This is a genomic window from Mesorhizobium sp. KR1-2 (assembly GCF_040045035.1).
In the GTDB taxonomy this organism is placed as follows: domain Bacteria; phylum Pseudomonadota; class Alphaproteobacteria; order Rhizobiales; family Rhizobiaceae; genus Pseudaminobacter.
The window spans coordinates 496738-513389 of the sequence record NZ_JBDZDS010000002.1 but is presented as its reverse complement, the minus strand read 5'-3'; the positions used below and the strand labels follow the sequence as shown (position 1 = coordinate 513389).

Sequence of the window (16652 nt, the reverse complement as noted above, 5' to 3'; positions counted from 1 at the left end):
TCAGCTCGTGATCAGCACCGGCGTGGTGACGGTACGGTTGTCGAAGCCGGCGATGAGCGGGCGCGCCCGGGCGATCGCCGCCTGCACATGCGGCAACGTCAGCGATGCCTTGTGGCTGGCTTCGTCGTCCCAGACCTCGGTGATCCAGAGGGCGTTTTCGTCGGCCGGGTCGGTTGCGACGATGTAGCTGAGGCAGCCGGGCATGCGCGCCGTGCCTTCCTGCATGATGGCGATGAGTTCGTCGCGCTTGCCGGCCTGCGCGATCATCCTGCCGATCAGTCCGTACATCGTCCTTCCTCCTGCTGACGTCGAGGATTCAGGCGGTTTCCCGGTCGCGTCCGCCGCCGCGCTTTGCCCAGTCCAGCACGTAGAGCCTGAGCGCGGAGGAGAGGTTGGCCTCGCGCGGGCGCGTTCCGTCGATTTCGGCGACGAGTGCCGCCAGCGTCATGCCGCGCTCGGCGGCGATCGTCATCAGGTCATCGAAGAAGGGTTTTTCGAGCGAGTAGCTGGTGCGGTGGCCGCGGATCGTCACCGAATGCTTGAGCACGAGGCTCACTGGTCGTCGTCCGCGGGCGGAGAGGGTGGCCCGGCCCGGTGCTCGCGCCGGTGGCCTTCGACGAAGCGGGCGGTCTGCTCGGCGACCACGCGGTCCCTGGTCTTCTCGGCCTTGCTGCGGCCGTGCAATGCGCGGTTCTGTTCGGCGGCGCGTTCCTTCTCGGCGCGCGCCTTGTTCTTGCGGGCCTGGCGAAGATTGACGATGTCCGCCAAGAGCCGACCCTCCTATTTCTTGCGGAAGGCGTCCAGCGAGACGACGTCGGCGCCCTTGGCGGGGCCGGCATCCGCTTCGGCGTCGGCGGTCTGCGCGACCTTCTTCTTGGCCTCGGCCTTGGCAGGTGCCGCGCGCTTGGCCGGCACCTCGGGCTCCGGCTCTTCCTCGATCGTCTCGATCCCCTCGTCGGCCTTGACGTCGAACTCGAGCTCGAAGTTTACCGACGGATCGTAGAAGCCGCGCACCGCCGAGAAGGGGATTTCCAGCTTTTCGGGGATGTCGGAGAAGGACAGGCCGATCTCGAAGCCGGTCTCGCTGACCTTCAGATCCCAATACTGGAACTGGATGACAATGGTCATCTGCTCGGGATAGCGCTCGCGCAGGCGGCTGGAAATGCGCACGCCCGGCGCACCGGTCAGGAAGGTGATGAAGAAGTGGTGGTTGCCCGGCAGGCCGGTGCGCGCGACTTCTCCGAGAACCTTGCGCATCACGCCGCGCAGCGCTTCCTGGGCGAGAATATCGTAGCGGATAAGGTCTTCGGGCATGCGACTGCGCTTCCGGTGAATCGGGGGCCTAGCTGTAATCAAGCTCGTTTCTATCGTAAACCGCATATAGCGCGCGAGCGCAACAGGGACAGAGCGTGTTGCGGCCGTGCAAAGTTAGCGTGAGGTTAGCGGCTCGTGGCGACCTGGTTGGCCAGGAAGCGCAGACGCTCCTCGACCGGCCAGCGCGGAACCTCCATCAACTCATAGCCGCAGGCGGTGTAGGTCTCGACCATGGCGTCGTAAGTGCGGCGGGCTTCATCGAGATCCTGCCGGCGCTCGGCGTCCTGCCGGAAGATTTCCGGCCAGGGCGGGAGAATGAAGACCTTGCGGTTGTAACGGAAGCGTTCGGCAGCCTTCTCGATGTGGGCCGGTACCGGCAAACCGATGAGGCGAAGATAGCCGGCCACGTCCGGCACGCCGCGGTCGAAGCAGACCGGGCCGGCTTCCGCCCGCGCCGCCTCGTGCGAGCGCATCTCCCAGGCCAGCATCAGCTCGGCGAACAGCGCGGGATCGCGCCAGGGCAGGGCGGGGCCGGAGACGGCGATCTGGTGCTGGATGATGCCGCGACCGGCTTCCGGCGCGGTCGAATGGCCGGCGGCACGGAGCGCGTCGATCAAAGTCGTCTTGCCGGAGCCGGGACCTCCGGTCAGCACGAAATAGCGGTCTGTCAGGGCCAGTGTCATGGGACCTCGCGTGAAAGGATGGCTTGTCGAAAAGGGAAAATCGCCAGGCCGCTGCAGGGCGCGCGCGCAAAGACGCGCCGCACGGAAGCTGGCGGAGGCAGAACTATAGAAGGGAGGGAGAAGTGGAGGTTTCTGTTGCCAGGTACCTCCGAACCCCGCTTAGACCTGCGACGGCCTAAGGCTTGATTTGAAGCTATCGCACCGCATTAAGCAGCGAGACGTGCTTCCGCATAGTTGTCGTTGGCAACTATAAGTTTAGCCCGATAACGGTGGTACAATGCCGAGCAAAAGTACGATCTTTACGCCTTCGTCGATCCTATTTCGCCCCCAGCAAAAGCCGCTCCTCGATCCGAGCGGTTTTTGGTGGAGGCGCCGGGTACCGCCCCCGGGTCCGAACGGTTTATTGCATCGCCTGTTTATTGCCATAGTCAGTCGAGCTGACAGCGCGAATATAGGCAGCGTTCGCGGAAAATGAAAGGCCGCTTTCGACGTTATCCGCTTGCAACAGAGGGTTGATTGTCGCCCGCCCTGCCACAAGTTTCCGGTCGTGGGGAATTGTCTGGAAACGCAAAAGGTTGCGCTTTCGCGAGGCCCCATCGAACGAATGTCATATTGTTCCAGAAGGGGAATACGCATGAGCGACTATCTTGCAGACGTCAAAAAATACGATGCCGGCGCCGATGCGGCTGCGGTCGAGAAGATCGTGAAGCATCTGGGAATTGCGCTGCGCAACCGCGATTCGTCGCTGGTGTCCTGCACCGATCCCAAGGAGCTCGAGCGCGTCAAGGAGAGCTGGATCGCCAAGAAGCTCGGCGTGACCGACGACGCCAAGGCCGAGGCCGTGGTGGAAAAGGTCTGCAAGACGATGGCGGCCGACCACAGCAAACACCGCGTGACCTTCTACTACCTGGCCGCGAAGGAACTCGGCAAGCTGGGCGCGATCTAGGCGCCAGGCGATCAAGCCTGACGGCCTCCAGTTGGGGATGGGCCCGGTTATGCGTGGCGCGGACCGGGGCATGCGCTATGATTGGCAAAATTACCGAATCAAGCGAATCCGATGCGCCAGTACCTCGACCTCCTCAGACATGTGCTCGACAACGGAGTCGATCGCGGCGACCGCACGGGTACCGGCACGCGCTCGGTGTTCGGCTACCAGATGCGCTTCGACTTGGCCGACGGCTTTCCGGTGACGACCACCAAGAAGCTGCACCTGAAGTCGATCATCCACGAGCTGCTCTGGTTCCTGAAGGGCGACACCAACATAAAGTATCTGCACGACCACGGCGTCACCATCTGGGACGAGTGGGCCGACGCTAATGGCGATCTCGGCCCCGTCTATGGCGCGCAGTGGCGTTCCTGGCCGGCCCCGAACGGCGAGCGCATCGACCAGATCGCCAATCTGCTGACGCAACTGCGTACCAATCCCAATTCGCGCCGGCTGATCGTCTCGGCCTGGAACCCGGCCGAGGTGGACGAGATGGCGCTGCCGCCCTGCCACTGCCTGTTCCAGTTCTACGTCTCGGAGGGCAGGCTCTCCTGCCAGCTCTACCAGCGTTCGGGCGACATCTTCCTGGGCGTGCCCTTCAACATCGCCTCCTATGCGCTGCTGACGATGATGGTGGCGCAGGTGACCGGGCTGAAGCCGGGTGACTTCGTTCACACGCTAGGCGACGCGCATATCTACTCGAACCATTTCGAGCAGGCGCGCGAGCAGCTTGCGCGCACGCCGAAGCCATTGCCCACGATGTGGATCAATCCGGAGGTGAAGGACCTGTTCGCCTTCCGCTTCGAGGATTTCAGGCTGGAGAATTACGAGGCCGATCCCACCATCCGCGCCCCGATCGCGGTGTAAGCGGCAGGCGCTGCCCGGGCGGCGCTTCTCTATTGGGCGACAGGAGTCAAGCTGCCCTTCGCGACGAACATCTCAGATGGGTGGTTTGTGCCGACGCTCAAGCGCCAGCGCCATGACACTCCTGACGATATCGACCAATGTGTCGGGCGACGAAGGACGTTCGTCGGAGTCGAATGCGAGTCCAATGACGGCACCCTGACCCACCTCCGTTGCCACTGGCCAAAAGTCGAAGCGCGAGGTGACAGCCGGGTAGATCCCGGCGCGCGTGACAGTTTCCGTCGCCAAAGACGATAGGGCCATCTCAAATTCAGCCTCCTGGGGTTCCACGCCGCTGGCTGCTTTTTTGACGGAAACCACTTTTCCCTCCGCGACAAGTATCACGACGACAGGAACTCGGAAGAGCGCGGCGAGGGCTTCGGAGGTGAGTGAGACGATCGTCTCCGTGTTGCCGGCCGCCAGAATGTCGCGACTGTAGCATTTCAACACTGTCGCCTGCCTTCTCAGGAGTGCCGCATCAGTCGCCCTCCGCCTGGAAGTGTAGGCAACGCCGCTTACGATAAGCCCGATGATAAAAAGCAGTGCAATCGCCCAGATATTTGTCGGGTCCTTGACCATGAGTGAGTAGCGAGGCTCAGTCAGGAAGAAATTATAAGCGAGAGCACCAAGTATGGCCGAGAAGAGGGAGGGGCCCAGACCGAAAGCAACGCCCCCTATAACCACCGGCACGACAAATATGAGGGAGAGGTTTGGGACATTTGCCTCAATGTTGACACTGATAGCCATAAGCGCCGCGACGGCCGTCATCGCAAACGCAACAAGGTAGCCCACTACAGCCGGAGAATTTGATGGTGCCGAGCTCAATAGCGGATCAGCAGGCGGCGTCGGTGTGATGTCTCCCCGAAGCTTGGATTTGGCATCGGTCATTGGTTCAACTCCTGCCGAGCAATATGCCGTGGCGGCATAAAGCTGGCCGAGTATACACCTCTTCCGATCATGCGTGGGCAGTTGCGCGGCGCTGCTCGCGTGCGGGTATTCGATGCTCGCGCCTCGCCCGATGAGGGAGCGAGGCGTTTGGTCGTGCGTTTGCGCCTAGAGGAAGAACCCGACCGCCATATAGCACAGTGCCGAAATCGCGGCCGCGATCGGCAGGGTGATGACCCAGGCGACGACGATGTTGCCGGCGATGCCCCAGCGCACTGCCGACACCCGGCGGGCCGCGCCGACGCCGACGATGGCGCCGGTGATGGTGTGGGTGGTGGACACGGGAATGCCGAGATACGTCGCCAGGAACAGGGTCAGCGCGCCGCCGGTTTCGGCGCAAAAACCCTGCATCGGGTTGAGGCGGGTGATCTTGGAGCCCATCGTGTGGACGATGCGCCAGCCGCCGAACAGCGTGCCCAGCGCCATGGCGCTCTGGCAGGAGATGACCACCCAGAATGGCACGTAGAACTCGCTGCCGAGCTGGCCCTGCGAGTAGAGCAGCACGGCGATGATGCCCATGGTCTTCTGCGCGTCGTTGCCGCCGTGGCCGAGCGAGTACATCGAGGCCGAGATGAACTGCATGACGCGGAAGGTCCGGTCGACCGCAAACGGCGTCTGGCGGATGAACAGCCACGAGACCATCAGGATCAGGCTCAGGGCAAGCAGGAAGCCGATGAGCGGCGACATCACGATGGCCGCCGACGTCTTGAACAGCCCCGACCAGACCACGGCACCGCCGCCGGCCTTGGCCATGCCCGCGCCGACGAGGCCGCCGATGAGCGCGTGCGAGCTGCTCGACGGAATGCCGAACGCCCATGTGATGACGTTCCAGGCGATTGCGCCCATCAGCGCGGCGAAGATCACCTGCGGGTCGACGATGCTGGCGTCGATGATGCCGGTGCCCAGGGTCTGGGCGACATGGAGGCCGAAGAACAGGAAGGCGATGAAATTGAAGAACGCCGCCCAGGCCACCGCAAATTGCGGCCGCAGCACGCGGGTCGAGACGATGGTGGCGATGGAATTGGCGGCGTCGTGCAGGCCGTTGAGGAAGTCGAAGAACAGCGCGACCGCGATCAGGCCGACCAGCAGCGGAAAGGCGAGCGAGGCGTCCATCAGCGGCTACACGTTCTCGACCAAAATGCCGCTGATCTCGTCGGCGACGTCCTCGAAGCTATCCACCACCTTCTCGAGCTGGCCATAGAGTTCCCTGCCGATCATGTAGGCCATGGGGTCGCTGCGGCCGTGCTTGCCGAACAGGTCCTTCAGCCCTTCGTCGTGGAGTTCGTCGGAACGGCCCTCGATGCGCGTGACCTCCATGGCGATGGCGCTGAGGCGCGGCGCCTGGGTGCCGATCTTGTTGAGCAGCGGGATGGCTTCGTGGATCAGATGGGCCGCGGCGACGATCGAGGCGCCCATTTCCTGCATCAGCGGGTCGAAGCTCTTCTGCTCGTAGAGGATGACGGTCTTCACCGTCTTGCGCATCATGTCGATGGCGTCGTCCATCGACTGGATCAGATCCTGGATGTCGCTGCGGTCGAAGGGGGTGATGAAGCTCTTGCGCACCGCCTGCATCACCTCGTGGGTGATGGCGTCGGCCTGGCTTTCCAGCTTGATGATCTGGCGGCAGTATTTCTCGACATCCTCGCCGCCCGCCAGCAGCTTCTGCAGAGCCTCGGCGGCGCTAACCACGATGTGCGAATGCTTCGCGAACAGATCGAAGAAGCGGTCCTCCCTCGGCATCAAAGCCCGAAACCAGCCCAGCATTCCAAAATCCTTGTTTTTCGTTCCTGGTCGAAATCGGACGCAGCCGGCGTTTGCCAAAAGCGTCCGCGCGGCGGTCGAAGGTTAGACGGCCACCGAAATTCAGCTTCCGTCTATTTCACGACGGACCGTATCGCTAGTGCAGAAATGCCGAGATCAACGATGAAATCGCATCAAAAAGCGCGTCGTAGGCGCGCAGGCGGCCGTTCGGAACCCTGCGGAAGCGCTGTCACATGGGTCTAGAGCGCCAGCTTGTAGCCGATATGGCTCGCGCTGAAGCCGAGCTGTTCATAGAAGCGATGGGCGTCGAGGCGGTCCCGGTCGGTGGTGAGCTGGACCAGGTTGCAGCCCCGCGCGCGGCATTCCGCGATCGCCCATTCGAACATCTGCCTTCCCAGCCCGCCGCCGCGGCGGTCGGCGGCGATGCGCACGGCCTCGATCTGGCCGCGCCAGGCGCCCTTGCGGGAAAGCCCCGGAATGAAGCTGAGCTGGAGCGTGCCGACGACGACCTCGTCTTCCGTAACAACGGCAAGGAACTGGTTGGGATCGGCGTCGAGCGCCTTGAAGGCACTTTTGTAGCAGTCGGCCAGCGGATGGCTGGTGTCCTCCCGCTGCCGGCCGAGCTCGTCGTCGGCCAGCAGGGCAATGATTGCGGGAAGGTCGGTTTCCCGGGCCCGGCGGAAACTGATTTGGTTCATTGGGAGAAACTAGCCGGCCGTTCCGGCGAGAGGCAATGCGCCAGCCGGCATTTCGCTGTGGGAGGAGACCGGGCGAGAGGCAAAAAGCCGGATTTGCTTTGCCCGCGATCCGGCAAGCGGGTTACATGCTGCCCATGCCTCGCTGACTCGAACCGGAAGCGGAGGTTCGGCTGAAACCGTCGCGAGGCGGTGGATGCAGGAGCACTTTTGGGGGGACTTCACATGCTTCGACGCCTGCTGCTTGCCTTGATGGTCACCGCCGCCGCTGCACCGGCGCGGGCCAACGATTCCATCGCCGAGCTCGGCACCGGCGGGCTGATCCTGTCGCGCAGCGATGTCGTGGCCATGGAAAAGGAGGACCTGTTCATCTCCCGCGACAAGGTCACGGTCGACTATGTCTTCCGCAACAGCTCCGACAAGGATGTCTCGACCATCGTGGCCTTTCCCATGCCGGACATCGAAGGCAATCTCTACAGCATGCCGTCCATTCCGCGGATGGGGGAGGACAATTTCCTTGGCTTCGAGGTGACGGTCGACGGCCAGCCGGTCAAGCCGGAGCTCGAGCACCGGGCGATTGCCGTCGGCATCGATATTTCCGACGAGCTGAATGCCAATGGCGTGCCCTTCTATCCCTTCGGCGAGACGACGACCCAGGCGCTCGAGAAGCTGCCGCAGGCGGTAGCCGATGCCTGGATCGATCGCGGCATCATCGTGATCGACGAGTATGACGACGGCTCCGGCTGGAAGCGTGTGCGCACGCCCTACTGGCAGCTCCGCTCGAGCTATTGGTGGCGCATGGTGTTTCCGGCGGGCAAGGAGGTCAAGGTCGCGCACAGATACCAGCCGAGCCTCGGCGGCACGGTCGGGCTGAGATTCCTCGACGACGGCAAGCTCAAGGGCCCGACCTACGACGAATACAAGCGGCGCTATTGCATGGACGCGGCCTTCGAGCGGGCGGTGCTGAAGGAGGTCAAGAAGGCCAACGGCTATCCGTCGCTCTATGAAAACCGCATAGCCTATATTCTGAAGACCGGCCGCAACTGGGCGATGGGCAGCATCGGCGATTTCACGCTGACCATCGACAAGGGCGATCCGGACAACCTTCTCAGCGTCTGTGGCACGAATGTCGAGAAGGTTGGTCCGACCACGTTCCGCATGAAGGCCACCGACTTCTATCCCGAGCGCGATCTCGACATCCTGATCCTCACTCGCCCCGGCGATGCAAGCGAAGGCAGCAATTGATGAAACTAACGATCTATGTGGCCATAGCCGAGAACGGCGTGATCGGACGCGAGGGCGGGTTGCCGTGGCGGCTGTCCACGGATCTCAAGCGCTTCAAGGCCGACACGATGGGCAAGCCGATCGTCATGGGCCGCAAGACGTGGCAGAGCTTTCCACGCCGGCCCCTGCCGGGGCGGCTGAACATCGTGGTCACGCGCGACCGGGATTTTCGCGCGGAGGGCGCAGAGGTGGTCGGCTCGCTGGAGGACGCGATCACCCTTGCCACGACGCGTGCCCGCTGCGTGGTCGGCGCGGACGAAATCTGCATCGTCGGCGGCGGCGAGATCTATCGCGAAGCGCTGCCGCTGGCCGACAGGCTGCATGTGACGCATGTGCTGGCCGAGGTGGACGGCGACACCCGTTTTCCCGAAATCGACCCGCAAGTCTGGCGCGTCGTCAGCGCGCTCGACGTGCCGGCGGGCGAAAAGGACAGCCATGCGACACGCTACACCGTTTACGAAAGGCGCGCGGACGTGCATTGAAGTGGCAACGAAAGGTCGTTTCGTAACCAAAACGGCCGGCTCGAGCCGCGGTCGCGTTGAAAGCGCGTGATGGCATCCCTATAGAAGGAAGGCACGAGAGAATTGCTTCTGCCCTCAGTCGCGGAAGATTTTGAACCGAAAGGACATTCATGCCCTGGAACAATCAAGGCGGTGGCGGCGGCGGCCCGTGGGGCGGCGGCGGCAATAGCGGCGGACCATGGGGGCAGGGACCACGCGGCCCGAGCGGCCCGCAAGGAACCCCTCCGGATCTGGAAGACATCATCCGCCGGGGACAGGACAGGCTGAAGAATGTGCTTCCCGGTGGCGGCGGCGGAAGTCCGCTGCTGATCGGGTTCGTCGCGCTGGCGCTGGTGATCTTCTGGGCCTTCCAGGCCGTCTATACCGTGCAGCCGGACGAGATGGCGGTGGAACTGCGCTTCGGCAAGCCGAAGGACGAGCTGTCGGGTCCCGGCCTGCACTTCCACTGGTGGCCGATCGAAACAGTTGAAAAGGTGACCACGGCCGAAAAGCTCATCAATGTCGGCGGCGGTTCCGACCGCGCGAGTTCCGGCCTCATGCTCTCGGGCGACCAGAACATCGTCAACGTGCAGTTCTCCGTCGCCTACCAGGTTTCCGATCCCAGGTCCTATCTCTTCGACGTCTCCGATCCCGACGGCATGCTGCGCCAGGTTTCCGAGAGCGCGATGCGCGAGGTAGTCGGCCGTCGTCCTGCCCAGGACATCTTCCGCGACGACCGCCAGGGCATCGCCGAAGGCGTGCGCGGCATCGTGCAGTCCACGCTCGACGGATATGGCGCAGGCCTGACCGTGAATGCCGTGTCCATCGAGGATGCCGCGCCGCCGCGCGAGGTGGCCGATGCCTTCGACGAGGTACAGCGCGCCGAGCAGGACGAAGACCGCTTCGTCGAGGAAGCCAACCAGTATTCCAACCAGAAGCTCGGCCAGGCTCGCGGCCAGGCGGCGCAGATCCGCGAAGATGCCGCTGCTTACAAGAATCGCGTGACGCAGGAGGCCGAGGGTGAGGCACAGCGCTTCATCTCCGTCCACGACGAATACGCCAAGGCGCCCCAGGTGACGCGCGAGCGTCTCTACCTCGAGACCATGGAGGCGCTACTCAAGGGCACCAACAAGGTCATCGTCGACGAGGGCAAGGGGCTGGGCCAGGGCGTCGTGCCCTATCTGCCGCTCCCCGAACTGCAAAAGCGCGCGCCCGCTGCGGCGCCTGCCGAAGGAAGCAAGTGATGTCCAACCGTTTCCCTATCATCGGCATCATCGTCGCGGTCATCCTGGCATTGCTCTATTCCTCGATGTTCGTGGTGAATGCGCGCCAGCAGGCGATCGTCATGCGCTTCGGCCAGATCGTGGACGTGAAGAGCAAGCCCGGCATCTACTTCAAGCTGCCGTTCTCCATGTTTGACGCCGACACGGTGCAGTTCGTGGACGACCGCATCCTGCGCTTTGATCTCGACGACATCCGCGTCCAGGTTTCGGGCGGCAAGTTCTACGAAGTGGATGCTTTCGTGGCCTACCGCATCAAAGACCCGCGCATATTCCGCCAGGCGGTTTCGGGCAGCGTGCCGCTGGCCGAGCAGCGCCTGAAGACGCGTCTCGACGCGGCGTTGCGCCGGGTCTACGGCGTGCGCGGCTTCGAGGCCGCACTTTCGGAAGAGCGTGCATCCATGATGCGCGACGTGCGCGACCAGCTTCGTCCCGACGCCAACTCGCTCGGGCTCGAGATCGAGGACGTCCGCATCCGTCGCACCGACCTGACGGCGGAGGTCTCACAGCAGACCTACGATCGCATGAAGGCCGAGCGTCTGGCCGAGGCCGAGAGGCTGAGGGCTCGCGGCCGCGAGGCGGCGCAACGCATCCGCGCCCGCGCCGACCGCGAGGTCGTGGAGACCGTGGCCGAAGCGCAGAAGGAGTCGGAGATCCTACGCGGTGAGGGCGAGGCCACACGCAGCGCCACCTTCGCCAATGCCTACCAGCGGGACCCGGAGTTCTTCGAGTTCTACCGCTCGATGAACGCCTACACCAATGCCCTGGGCAGCGCCGACACGACCATGGTGCTGTCGCCGCAGTCGGACTTCTTCCGCTATTTCCGCAATCCATCCGGCAACGCGCCGGCCGGCGCTCCGGCGGCTCCGGCTACCAGCGCGGCGCCGCAGCAGCCCGCCACCAGCGCAAACCAGTAAGTCGCGCCAGTGTCCGACCTGATTGTCGCCATAGGTCTCGTCTTCGTCATTGAGGGCCTGATCTATGGCGGCTTTCCAATTTTCGCCAAGAAACTGGCAGCCGAAGTGCTGTCGATGCCCGAAAATGCATTGCGCTTGGCAGGGCTCGCCGCGATTGCCGCCGGGGTTGGCATCGTCTGGCTGGCGCGTGGATAGCGCCGGCAATGCCAACGCCCGCGCATGTTCCCGACATATACGCAACATATATTCAGTGGCTTGTCTTCCAGGCAGTAGGCAAAGCCGCAAACAGGCCCTATTTCTGCAGAGATGGTGTGATGCTGCCCTGACGGGCGCACACTTTTTCTGTGTTTGACACCGGAGACATCCTTCTCATGACTGCCAAATTCATTTTGCCACGACTGTGCAAGAGCTTCGCCGCCGCCTCGGCCGCATTGGCTGTCGGCGCGATTGCACTGCCGCAGGTCGTCGCCACCCCGGCGCTGGCGCAGCAGGCACAGGAAAAGCCACACCTGCAGGCGCAGGGGCCGGCTTCCGTCGCCGATCTCGCCGAGGGCCTGCTCCCCGCTGTGGTCAACATCTCGACCTCGCAGACCGTCAAGGGCAGCGAAGGGCCCGGCGCGGTGCCGATGCCGCAGCTTCCCGAGGGCTCGCCCTTCCAGGACTTCTTCGACGACTTCTTCAAGAAGCGGCAGGGCAACAAGGACAATGACAGCAATCCGACGCCGCAGAAGGTCCAGTCGCTCGGCTCCGGTTTCGTGGTCGATGCCGAAAAGGGCATCATCGTCACCAACAACCATGTGATCGCCGACGCCGACGAGATCGAGGTCAATTTCTCCGACGGCAGCAAGCTGAAGGCGACGCTGGCGGGCACCGACACCAAGACCGACATTGCCGTGCTGAAGGTCGACCCCAAGGCCAAGAAGTTGACGGCGGTGAAGTTCGGCGATTCCAACAAGATGCGCATCGGCGACTGGGTGATGGCGGTCGGCAACCCGTTCGGGCTTGGCGGAACCGTCACCGTGGGCATCGTCTCGGCGCGCAACCGCGACATCAATTCCGGCCCCTATGACGACTTTATCCAGACGGATGCGGCGATCAACCGGGGCAATTCCGGCGGTCCGCTGTTCAACATGGAAGGCGAGGTCGTGGGCATCAACACCGCGATCATCTCGCCGTCGGGCGGCTCGATCGGCATCGGCTTCTCCATCCCGTCCGAACTGGCAGCCGGCGTCGTGCAGCAGCTTGCCGAATATGGCGAGACGCGGCGCGGCTGGCTCGGCGTGCGCATCCAGCCGGTGACCGACGAGATCGCCGAGAGCCTGGGCATGAAGAGCGCCAAGGGCGCGCTGGTGGCCGGCGTCATCAAGGGTGGACCGGTCGACAACGGCACCATCCAAGCCGGCGACGTGATCACCAAGTTCGATGGCAAGGACGTGCACGAGATGCGCGATCTGCCACGCGTCGTGGCCGAGAGCCCGGTTGGCAAGGCGGTCGACGTCATCATCGTCCGGAAGGGCGTGGAGCAGACCGTCAAGGTCACGCTCGGCCGCCTCGAGGACGGCGAGAAGCTTGCCAAGGGCGAGGACGCCAAGAAGCCGCAGAGCAGCGAAGCCGAGGTGGCGACGGCCTCGGTCCTGGGCATGACCATAGGCGATCTCGACGACGCCGCGCGCAGCAAGTTCGGCATCGGCACCGATGTCTCGGGCGTCGTCGTCCGCGAGGTGGCGCCCAATTCGCCGGCGGCCGAGCGCGGTATCGCGCCGGGCGAGGTGATCACGGAGATCGCCCAGGAATCAGTTTCCTCGCCGAAGGACGTGATGGACCGTATCGCCGCGCTCAAGGAGCAGGGCCGCAAGAACGCGCTGCTGATGCTGGCCTCGAAATCCGGCGAGCTTCGCTTCGTGACGGTGCGGATGGATTGAGTCCGGAAACCCGCGCAAGCTGTTGATAGAAAAGGAAAGGGGCGGCTAGCTGGCCGCCCCTTTTGCTTTTTGCCAGTCCTGGCGGGACAAGCGGTACATCACATGCCGTTTCAGCTGCGGATGCGTGTCCGGCACGCCCGGGTGATCGAAGTCCGACGCGGGATCCGCGCGCATGCCGAGCCGCCGCATGACGGCCGTCGAACGATCGTTGCTGGCGACGGCAAACGAAATGATCTCCGGCTTTGCGAGCCGTTCGAAGCCGAAATCGAGCAGGGCCGAAGCCGCCTCGGTGACGTAGCCGAAGCCCCAGTATTCCGGCGCGAGCCGCCAGCCGATCTCGATCGAGCCGGCAGGCACCACCGGTTCGATCTCGGCGTCGTGCAGCCCGACGAAGCCGATGCATTCGCCGGTCACCGCGATCTCGACCGCCGACCAGCCATAGCCCTGCGCCGCGATCTCCGCACGCATCTCGTCCATCCTCGCATCCGCCTGGGACCTGTTGCGCCGGAACGGGAAGAACTCCATCACCGTCTCGTCGGAGTTGATGCGGAAGAACAGGTCGCGGTCGCGTTCCTCCCAGTTGCGCAGGATCAGGCGTTGCGTGCGGATCGGCGTCATGTTGCAAACTCCGTCTGGCTGTATCCCTGGAGATAGAGAAGGGCGGTGAGGTCGGCGTGATCGATGCGGATCTTGGCCTCGGCCGCAACGGACGGCTTGGCGTGCAGTGCGACGCCGGTCCCGGCAAGCCGGATCATGTCGAGGTCGTTGGCCCCGTCGCCGACCGCGATGGCATCTGCCGGCGAAAGGCCGAAGCGGGTGGAGATGTCGAGCAGGGCCTCGGCCTTGGCGGCGCGGCCGAGGATGGGCTCGACCACCTCGCCGGTGAGACGCCCGTCGGCCTCGATCAGCCGGTTGGCGCGGTTCTCGTCGAAGCCGAGCATGGCGGCGATGCGAGAGGTGAAGACGTCGAAGCCGCCCGAGACCAGAACCGTGTATGCGCCCTTGGCGCGCATGGTCGCCACCAGCGCGCGCCCGCCCGAGGCAAGCGTGAGGCGGCTGTCGATGATACGGTCGATGACGGCCGCGTCGAGCCCCTTGAGCAAGGCCACGCGCTCGCGCAGCGCCGGCTCGAAGGCGATCTCGCCGTTCATCGAGCGCGCGGTTATGGCGGCGACATGCTCCTTGATGCCCACCTCGTCGGCCAGTTCGTCGATGCATTCCTGCTCGATCATGGTCGAGTCCATGTCGGCGAGCAGGATTTTCTTGGCGCGTCCTGCTTCTTCCTGCACGGCCACGTCGATGGGCTCGCTTGCGAGAGCTGCGCGCAGGGCGGCCTGCGCTTCGTCGGCCGGCAGCCCCGTGGGCAGGGCGATGTCGCAGGCGATTTCCTCGCCCAGCCAGCGAACGGAGCTTGCGCCTACCGCCCCTGAGGCCATATTCGCCAGCTGTTGGGAAAGACGGCGCTGGGCCGGATGCGAAATGAGGGTGGCAACGAGCGGCATGCAGAATTCCGGCGAAAGCGAGGGCGGTGAGCGTGTGAAGGACGCGATCCTGATAGCCGGGCCGACCGCCAGCGGCAAGTCGGCGCTGGCGCTCGACCTCGCCGTCCGCAAGGGCGGTGTCATCGTCAACACCGATTCCATGCAGGTCTATTCCGTCCTGGATGTGCTGACGGCGCGGCCAAGCGCCGAGGATCAGGCCCGCGCGCCGCATTATCTTTATGGCCACGTCTCCCCGGCGATCGCCTATTCGACCGGCGCCTGGCTGCGCGACGTCATGAAGCTGATCGCGGACGGGGCGCTGGAGGGCAAGGTGCCGATCTTCGTCGGTGGCACCGGGCTCTATTTCCGGGCCCTGGTGGAGGGCATCTCGCGCATGCCCGACATACCGCCTTCCATCCGCGACTGCTGGCGCGGCCGGCTGATCGAGGAAGGGCCGGAGGCGATGCACCGGATCCTTGCGGAAAGGGACCCGCAGATGGCGGCGCGCCTGAAGCTCGGCGACGGCCAGCGCATCGTGCGGGCGCTGGAGGTCCTCGAGGCCTCCGGCCGCTCCATCCTGGACTGGCAGGGCGAGCGCGGCCGATCGCTGATCGACCCGGCGAACGCTCAATTCTTCGTGATAGACCCGCAGCGCAGCGAACTCGTCCGGCGCATCGACGCCCGTTTCGACCGGATGCTCGAGGCTGGTGCGCTCGACGAGGTGAGGGCGCTGACGAGAATGGAGCTCGATCCCGCCCTCCCGGCGATGAAGGCTATCGGCGTGCGCGAGCTTCAGGCTGCCGATGCCGGCCAGATGGCGTTTTCCGAGGCGATTTTGCGCGCAAAGATTGCAACGCGGCAATATGCCAAGCGCCAGTCCACCTGGTTCCGCAATCAGCTGGGACCGGAATGGAAGCGCATTGAAGGCAATCAAAATCTGGCGTGAGCAGGTTTCCGCGCATCGGCCGGCGCCGCGTCGCGAGCTGGGACGAAAGCGAAGATGCTCGCGTTTTGGTTGATCGGATTAACTGTCCGTAAGGCTGGCCGTGCCAAAAACAAGATGACCATGCTCCCGATTCAGGGCGGGGTATCTCGGCAGCAGGCAGTTCATGCGTTTCCACCAGTCGGAGTCGGCATTTTTTGTACTGATCACCGTCATCCTCACGGCTGGCGTGCTGACCGTGCATGCCTATGACGTGCTGCAGCAATTGCACCAGCTCATGATCGAGCCGGGGCACAGCGAGAGCGTCGTCTATCTTTCCAAGCTGCTATTCTCGACGGGCGTGCTGCTGGCGACGGCTCTGTTCTTCGGAATATTCTTCATCTATCCGCAGATACGCACCCAGGTGAAGGAAGAGGGCAAGCTGCGGGCCATGACCGCCTCGCTGAGCGCGCGTTCGGAAACGCTGGAGCACGCGGCGCTGACCGATGGCCTGACAGGGATGCAGAACCGGCGCTATTTCGACGAAGCGCTGAAGGAATATCTTGCGGAGTTCCGCCGCATCGACAAGCCGGTCGGCCTGATGATCCTGGATCTCGACCACTTCAAGCAGGTCAACGACACGCATGGCCACGATATCGGCGATGATGTGCTGCGCGCGGTGGCCAAGTGCCTTGGCGACATGACGCGCTATCACGACGTGGTCGCGCGCCTGGGCGGCGAGGAGTTCGCCGTGGTGGCGCCGAACATGGACGCAGACACACTGGTCAGGTTTGCCGAGCGCATCCGCAAGGCCATCGCGGCCACGACGGTCTTTTCGGGCAATGTCAGGCTCAAGATCACCGCCAGCGTTGGGCTGGCCGTGTGGGACCGAAAGGAAGCGGCCGAAGAGTTCTTCCGCCGCGCCGACAAGCAGCTCTATCACGCCAAGAGGCAGGGCCGGAACCGCGTCTGCGCCTGAGCGATTGCCGTCTATGGCAACGCATAGCTGGTAGACCGGACGCCGCGCCAATTGCGCCGCCAGCACATCGTCTTGCCGTGG

General features: G+C 64.0%; 21 protein-coding genes and 1 other RNA gene. 10 read left to right on the top strand and 12 right to left on the bottom strand.

The window, feature by feature from the left end; genetic code table 11:
• The 6 genes from ABLE85_RS06720 to ssrA form a co-directional block, all read right to left on the bottom strand.
• Complete coding sequence (locus tag ABLE85_RS06720) at positions 1 to 288, bottom strand: putative quinol monooxygenase (protein WP_348791918.1); 288 nt, start codon at positions 286 to 288, stop codon at positions 1 to 3.
• A gap of 28 nt (positions 289 to 316) precedes the next feature.
• A complete protein-coding gene (locus ABLE85_RS06715) occupies positions 317 to 556 on the bottom strand; it encodes a ribbon-helix-helix domain-containing protein (protein ID WP_348791917.1) in 240 nt (79 codons plus the stop codon).
• Positions 553 to 768: a DUF4169 family protein gene (locus tag ABLE85_RS06710; protein ID WP_348791916.1), complete on the bottom strand. Its 216-nt coding sequence runs from the start codon at positions 766 to 768 to the stop codon at positions 553 to 555. Before ABLE85_RS06710 ends, ABLE85_RS06715 begins: the two co-directional genes overlap by 4 nt.
• 12 nt (positions 769 to 780) lie before the next feature.
• Positions 781 to 1314 carry an SspB family protein gene (locus ABLE85_RS06705; RefSeq protein ID WP_348791915.1) on the bottom strand — a complete coding sequence of 178 codons (534 nt, stop codon included), beginning with the start codon at positions 1312 to 1314 and terminating at the stop codon, positions 781 to 783.
• 125 nt (positions 1315 to 1439) lie between these two features.
• Complete coding sequence (locus tag ABLE85_RS06700) at positions 1440 to 1997, bottom strand: AAA family ATPase (RefSeq protein ID WP_348791914.1); 558 nt, start codon at positions 1995 to 1997, stop codon at positions 1440 to 1442.
• A 121-nt stretch (positions 1998 to 2118) separates the two neighbouring features.
• Positions 2119 to 2478: a transfer-messenger RNA gene (gene ssrA, locus ABLE85_RS06695) on the bottom strand.
• 153 nt (positions 2479 to 2631) lie between these two features.
• Between ssrA and ABLE85_RS06690 the strand changes: the two genes are divergently transcribed.
• Together ABLE85_RS06690 and ABLE85_RS06685 are read left to right on the top strand one after the other, a co-directional pair.
• Positions 2632 to 2943, top strand: a complete 312-nt coding sequence (locus ABLE85_RS06690) for a DUF2853 family protein (RefSeq protein WP_348791913.1) — start codon at positions 2632 to 2634, stop codon at positions 2941 to 2943.
• 111 nt (positions 2944 to 3054) lie between these two features.
• Positions 3055 to 3849, top strand: a complete 795-nt coding sequence (locus ABLE85_RS06685) for a thymidylate synthase (protein ID WP_348791912.1) — start codon at positions 3055 to 3057, stop codon at positions 3847 to 3849.
• Positions 3850 to 3921: 72 nt separating this feature from the next.
• Here the strand turns inward: ABLE85_RS06685 and ABLE85_RS06680 are convergent, their stop codons facing one another.
• The 4 genes from ABLE85_RS06680 to ABLE85_RS06665 form a co-directional block, all read right to left on the bottom strand.
• Entirely contained in the window at positions 3922 to 4773 is an 852-nt protein-coding gene (locus ABLE85_RS06680) for a DUF4118 domain-containing protein (protein ID WP_348791911.1), read from the bottom strand.
• Between the two features lie 165 nt (positions 4774 to 4938).
• Positions 4939 to 5943 (bottom strand): inorganic phosphate transporter, encoded by a 1005-nt coding sequence (locus tag ABLE85_RS06675; protein WP_348791910.1) that lies wholly within the window; start codon positions 5941 to 5943, stop codon positions 4939 to 4941.
• Between the two features lie 6 nt (positions 5944 to 5949).
• Positions 5950 to 6594, bottom strand: a complete 645-nt coding sequence (locus ABLE85_RS06670; protein WP_348791909.1) for a DUF47 domain-containing protein — start codon at positions 6592 to 6594, stop codon at positions 5950 to 5952.
• A gap of 236 nt (positions 6595 to 6830) precedes the next feature.
• The gene (locus ABLE85_RS06665; RefSeq protein WP_348791908.1) at positions 6831 to 7289 is read right to left on the bottom strand and encodes a GNAT family N-acetyltransferase; all 459 of its coding nucleotides are present in this window, start codon (positions 7287 to 7289) and stop codon (positions 6831 to 6833) included.
• A 222-nt stretch (positions 7290 to 7511) separates the two neighbouring features.
• Between ABLE85_RS06665 and ABLE85_RS06660 the strand changes: the two genes are divergently transcribed.
• From ABLE85_RS06660 to ABLE85_RS06635, 6 genes are all read left to right on the top strand, one after another.
• A complete protein-coding gene (locus ABLE85_RS06660) occupies positions 7512 to 8531 on the top strand; it encodes a DUF4424 domain-containing protein (RefSeq protein WP_348791907.1) in 1020 nt (339 codons plus the stop codon).
• Positions 8531 to 9052, top strand: coding sequence for a dihydrofolate reductase (locus ABLE85_RS06655; RefSeq protein ID WP_348791906.1), 522 nt, complete (start codon positions 8531 to 8533; stop codon positions 9050 to 9052). The genes ABLE85_RS06660 and ABLE85_RS06655 overlap by 1 nt, the downstream gene beginning before the upstream one ends.
• A gap of 149 nt (positions 9053 to 9201) precedes the next feature.
• Complete coding sequence (gene hflK, locus ABLE85_RS06650) at positions 9202 to 10314, top strand: FtsH protease activity modulator HflK (protein ID WP_348791905.1); 1113 nt, start codon at positions 9202 to 9204, stop codon at positions 10312 to 10314.
• On the top strand, positions 10314 to 11267 hold the full coding sequence (locus ABLE85_RS06645; RefSeq protein ID WP_348791904.1) for a protease modulator HflC: 954 nt from the start codon (positions 10314 to 10316) through the stop codon (positions 11265 to 11267). The genes hflK and ABLE85_RS06645 overlap by 1 nt, the downstream gene beginning before the upstream one ends.
• Before the next feature lie 9 nt (positions 11268 to 11276).
• On the top strand, positions 11277 to 11462 hold the full coding sequence (locus ABLE85_RS06640; RefSeq protein WP_348791903.1) for a DUF2065 family protein: 186 nt from the start codon (positions 11277 to 11279) through the stop codon (positions 11460 to 11462).
• A gap of 176 nt (positions 11463 to 11638) precedes the next feature.
• Positions 11639 to 13189, top strand: coding sequence for a DegQ family serine endoprotease (locus tag ABLE85_RS06635; protein WP_348791902.1), 1551 nt, complete (start codon positions 11639 to 11641; stop codon positions 13187 to 13189).
• Positions 13190 to 13234: 45 nt separating this feature from the next.
• Here ABLE85_RS06635 and ABLE85_RS06630 read toward each other — a convergent pair whose 3' ends face one another.
• Both ABLE85_RS06630 and serB read right to left on the bottom strand, forming a co-directional pair.
• Complete coding sequence (locus ABLE85_RS06630; RefSeq protein ID WP_348791901.1) at positions 13235 to 13807, bottom strand: GNAT family N-acetyltransferase; 573 nt, start codon at positions 13805 to 13807, stop codon at positions 13235 to 13237.
• Positions 13804 to 14691: a phosphoserine phosphatase SerB gene (serB, locus tag ABLE85_RS06625; RefSeq protein WP_348791900.1), complete on the bottom strand. Its 888-nt coding sequence runs from the start codon at positions 14689 to 14691 to the stop codon at positions 13804 to 13806. The genes ABLE85_RS06630 and serB overlap by 4 nt, the downstream gene beginning before the upstream one ends.
• On the opposite strand from serB, the gene miaA reads away from it, so the two are divergent.
• On the top strand, positions 14669 to 15616 hold the full coding sequence (miaA, locus tag ABLE85_RS06620; protein ID WP_348791899.1) for a tRNA (adenosine(37)-N6)-dimethylallyltransferase MiaA: 948 nt from the start codon (positions 14669 to 14671) through the stop codon (positions 15614 to 15616). The genes serB and miaA overlap by 23 nt on opposite strands.
• 163 nt (positions 15617 to 15779) lie before the next feature.
• Positions 15780 to 16571: a GGDEF domain-containing protein gene (locus ABLE85_RS06615; protein WP_348791898.1), complete on the top strand. Its 792-nt coding sequence runs from the start codon at positions 15780 to 15782 to the stop codon at positions 16569 to 16571.
• Positions 16572 to 16652: the final 81 nt, after the last annotated feature.